Source organism: Streptomyces sp. NPDC085937 (assembly GCF_044540535.1).
In the GTDB taxonomy this organism is placed as follows: Bacteria; Actinomycetota; Actinomycetes; order Streptomycetales; family Streptomycetaceae; genus Streptomyces.
This window is the reverse complement of the sequence record NZ_JBITSH010000034.1, coordinates 1-1,067: the sequence shown is the minus strand read 5'-3', so window position 1 is coordinate 1,067 and position 1,067 is coordinate 1. Positions and strand designations below refer to the sequence as shown.

The 1,067-nt window shown below is 67.8% G+C and carries 1 protein-coding gene; it reads left to right on the top strand.

Annotated elements, in window-relative coordinates; translation table 11 throughout:
• On the top strand, window positions 1-1,067 hold a 1,067-nt coding region (locus ACIF8S_RS33365; RefSeq protein ID WP_400004283.1), incomplete at both ends, for an acyl-CoA carboxylase subunit beta.

The following is a 1,067-nucleotide window of genomic DNA, read 5'->3' as shown; positions in this document are numbered from 1 at the left end:
ACCAGGGCCTCGGGGGTGATCCCGCAGATCAGCGTGATGCTGGGTCCGTGTGCGGGCGGTGCGGCCTACAGCCCGGCGCTGACGGACTTCGTGTTCATGGTGCGGGAGACCTCGCAGATGTTCATCACCGGCCCGGACGTCGTCAAGGCGGTCACGGGGGAGGAGATCACCCAGAACGGTCTGGGCGGTGCGGACGTGCACGCGGAGACGTCGGGGGTGTGTCACTTCGCCTACGACGACGAGGAGACCTGCATCGCCGAGGTGCGCTACCTGCTGTCGCTGCTGCCGCAGAACAACCGGGAGAACCCGCCGCGGGTGGAGAGCGCGGACGCTGCCGGCCGCCGTGGTGACGTGCTGCTGGACCTGGTGCCGGCGGACGGGAACCGGCCGTACGACATGGCGAAGGTGATCGAGGAGATCGTCGACGACGGCGAGTACCTCGAGGTCCACGAGCGGTGGGCGCGCAACATCATCTGCGCGCTGGCGCGGATGGACGGTCAGGTCGTCGGGATCGTCGCCAACCAGCCGCAGGCGCTGGCCGGTGTGCTGGACATCGAGGCGTCGGAGAAGGCCGCGCGGTTCGTGCAGATGTGCGACGCGTTCAACATTCCGATCATCACGTTCCTGGACGTGCCCGGGTTCCTGCCGGGTGTGGACCAGGAGCACGGCGGGATCATCCGGCACGGCGCGAAGCTGCTGTACGCGTACTGCAACGCCACCGTGCCGCGCATCTCGCTGATTCTGCGCAAGGCGTACGGCGGTGCGTACATCGTCATGGACAGCCAGTCGATCGGTGCCGATCTCACCTACGCGTGGCCGACGAACGAGATCGCGGTGATGGGTGCGGAGGGCGCGGCGAATGTGATCTTCCGGCGTCGGATCGCCGAGGCGGAGGATCCCGAGGCCATGCGGGCGCGGATGGTCAAGGAGTACAAGTCCGAGCTGATGCACCCCTACTACGCCGCCGAGCGTGGTCTGGTCGACGACGTGATCGACCCGGCCGAGACCCGCGAGGTGCTGATCCGTTCGCTGGCGATGCTGCAGACCAAGCACGCCGACCTGCCGTC